Genomic DNA, 2,797 nt, shown 5'->3' on the forward strand with positions numbered 1-2,797 from the left:
GGAGTGGCCACCGCCCCCGGCAGGCCGGGCCCGGCCCACGAGAAGGCGGCGGCGATGACGCTTCAGCGTTTCCGGGTGGCCCGGTGGTCCCGGTGCGCCGCCGCCCGTATCCGACCACAGGGGAGGACCCGATGACCACACGGGAAGGTCCGATGAGCACTCCGCCACTCCGGCACCCCCGGTGGTTCCGGTGGTTGTCGGGTGCGGTCATCGCCCGCTCCGGCAGCACGCCGGCCCAGCCGCACGGGAGGATTCGATGAGCAGCACTCCGCCGTCCCCGCCGTCTTCGTCACCGTCTCCGTCGTCGTCGCCGTCGTCGTGGGGGGCGGTGATCACCGGGCTGGGAGTGATCGCGCCCGGCGGGATCGGCACCGAGGCGTTCTGGAAGAACACCCTGGAGGGCATCAGCTCCCTGGACCACCTCACCCGCGACGGCTGCACCCACCTGCCGGTGCGCGTGGCCGGCGAGGTCCACGGCTTCGACCCCACCACCGTGATCGAACCCACCTACCTGGTGCAGACCGACCGCTTCACCCACTTCGCGCTGGCCGCCGCCGCCGAGGCCCTGACCGACGCCGGCCTGGACCCGGCCACCCTCGCCGACCCCTACACCACCGGCGTGGTCACCGCCGCCGGCTCCGGCGGCGGCGAGTTCGGCCAGCGGGAACTGCAGAACCTGTGGGGCCACGGCCCCCGCCACGTCGGCCCCTACCAGTCCATCGCCTGGTTCTACGCCGCCAGCACCGGCCAGATCTCCATCCGCGGCGGCTTCAAGGGCCCCTGCGCAGTACTGGCCGCCGACGAGGCCGGCGGCCTGGACACCCTGGCCCACGCCGCCCGCGCCGTCCACCACGGCACCCCCACCATGCTGGCCGGCGCCGCCGAGGCCCCGCTGGCCCCCTACTCCCTGGTCTGCCAGCTGGGCTACCCCGAGCTGAGCACCCACCCCGACCCCCGCCACGCCTACCGCCCCTACACCCCCACCGCCTGCGGCTTCGCCCCGGCCGAGGGCGGCGCCATGCTGACCGTGGAGGACCCGGCCACCGCCGCCGCCCGCGGCGCCACCCCCCGCGCGGTGATCGCCGGCCATGCCGCCACCTTCACCGGCGCCGGCCGCTGGGCCGCCTCCCGCCACGGCCTGGCCCGGGCCATCACCACCGCCCTGGCCCAGGCCGGCTGCGCCCCGCACCAGGTCGATGTGGTCTTCGCCGACGCGCTGGGAGTGCCGGCCGCGGACCGGGCCGAGGCGCTGGCCCTGACCGACGCGCTGGGCGACCACGGCCACCGGGTGCCGGTCACCGCGCCCAAGACCGGCACCGGCCGCGCCTACTGCGCCGCCCCGGTACTGGACGCCGCCGCCGCGGTCCTCACCCTCCAGCACGGCCTGATCCCGCCCACCCCCAACCTGTCCGGCAGCCCGCTGGGGCTGAACCTGGTCACCGACCAGGCCCGCCCGGCCCGGCCGCGCACCGCGCTGCTGCTCAGCCGCGGCCTGCAGGGCACCAACACCGCCCTGCTCCTCCGCCACCCCACCCCCTAACCCGCCTGACCCTCTGACCCGCCCGTCCGTACCGGGAAAGGAGCACCCCCCTCTCATGTCCGAGCAGCTCACCACCGCCCACCCCACCCCCACCAACCCCGCCGGGCCCGCCGACCCGGCCGCCGGGCCGGTGACCCTGGCCGACCTGGCCACCTTGATGCGCCAGACCGCCGGCGTCCCCACCGACCCCGCCACCTTGGCCCAGCACGCCGACACCGGCTTCGACACCCTGGGCCTGGACTCCCTGGGCCTGCTGGGCATCGTCGGCGAACTGGAAAAACGCCACGGCCGCCCCCTGCCCGACCAGGCCGAACACTGCCCCACCCCACGCGCCTTCCTGACCTGCATCAACACCGCCCTCACCACCACCTGACCCACCCCCCAACCCACGCCCCACCGGCCCTGACCGACGGAGCCTGCCATGCCCGGCCACACCGACAACGCCATCACCATCAACGCCCCCCTGGACCTGGTCTGGCACACCACCAACGACCTGGAGAACTGGCCCACCCTGTTCAGCGAGTACGCCGCGGTGGACATCCTCACCCGCGACGGCGACCGCACCACCTTCCGCCTGACCATGCACCCCGACCCCGACGGCACCGTATGGAGCTGGGTCTCCGAACGCATCACCAACCGCCCCCACCTGACCGTCACCGCCCGCCGCCTAGAACCCGGCCCGTTCGCCTACATGCACCTGCGCTGGCACTACACCGAAACCCCCCACGGCGTCCAGCTCCGCTGGATCCAGGACTTCGCCATGCGCCCCGACGCCCCGCTGGACGACACCGCCATGACCGACCGGATCAACCACAACTCCCGCATCCAGCTCGCCCTGATCCGCGACCGGCTCGAAGCACAAGCCACCACCCCCACCCCCACCCCCGCCCCGGCCGCCGTCGACTAGCCGCAAAGGACCCCCACCCCGTGCACCACGCCCTGATCGTCGCCCGGATGGACCCCCAGGCCACCGACGACGTCGCCCGCATCTTCGCCGCCTCCGACCAGGGCGAACTGCCCCACCTGGTCGGCGTCACCCGCCGCCGCCTGTTCCGCTACGGCCCCGACCTGTACCTGCACCTGATCGAGACCCGCCAGCCACCCGGCCCGGCCATCGCCCGCGCCACCGACCACCCCGCCTTCCACGCCGTCAGCGACCAACTCGCCGCCCACATCCGCCCCTACGACCCGGCCACCTGGCGCACCCCCCAGGACGCCATGGCCCACTGCTTCTACCACTGGGACAACACCACCACC

The 2,797-nt window shown here is 74.4% G+C and carries 4 protein-coding genes; all 4 read left to right on the top strand.

The features are described from left to right. Positions 1 to 256: 256 nt before the first annotated feature. Positions 257 to 1,540 carry a beta-ketoacyl synthase N-terminal-like domain-containing protein gene (locus tag VE546_RS13000; RefSeq protein ID WP_324921833.1) on the top strand — a complete coding sequence of 428 codons (1,284 nt, stop codon included), beginning with the start codon at positions 257 to 259 and terminating at the stop codon, positions 1,538 to 1,540. A gap of 157 nt (positions 1,541 to 1,697) precedes the next feature. Continuing rightward, on the top strand, positions 1,698 to 1,913 hold the full coding sequence (locus VE546_RS13005; RefSeq protein ID WP_324921838.1) for a phosphopantetheine-binding protein: 216 nt from the start codon (positions 1,698 to 1,700) through the stop codon (positions 1,911 to 1,913). 48 nt (positions 1,914 to 1,961) lie between these two features. Next, positions 1,962 to 2,447: an SRPBCC family protein gene (locus VE546_RS13010; protein ID WP_324921835.1), complete on the top strand. Its 486-nt coding sequence runs from the start codon at positions 1,962 to 1,964 to the stop codon at positions 2,445 to 2,447. A gap of 20 nt (positions 2,448 to 2,467) precedes the next feature. Then, on the top strand, positions 2,468 to 2,797 hold a 330-nt coding region (locus tag VE546_RS13015), incomplete at its 3' end, for a TcmI family type II polyketide cyclase (protein WP_324921837.1).

It is taken from the genome of Streptomyces sp., assembly GCF_035644915.1.
Classification (GTDB): Bacteria; Actinomycetota; Actinomycetes; order Streptomycetales; family Streptomycetaceae; genus Streptomyces.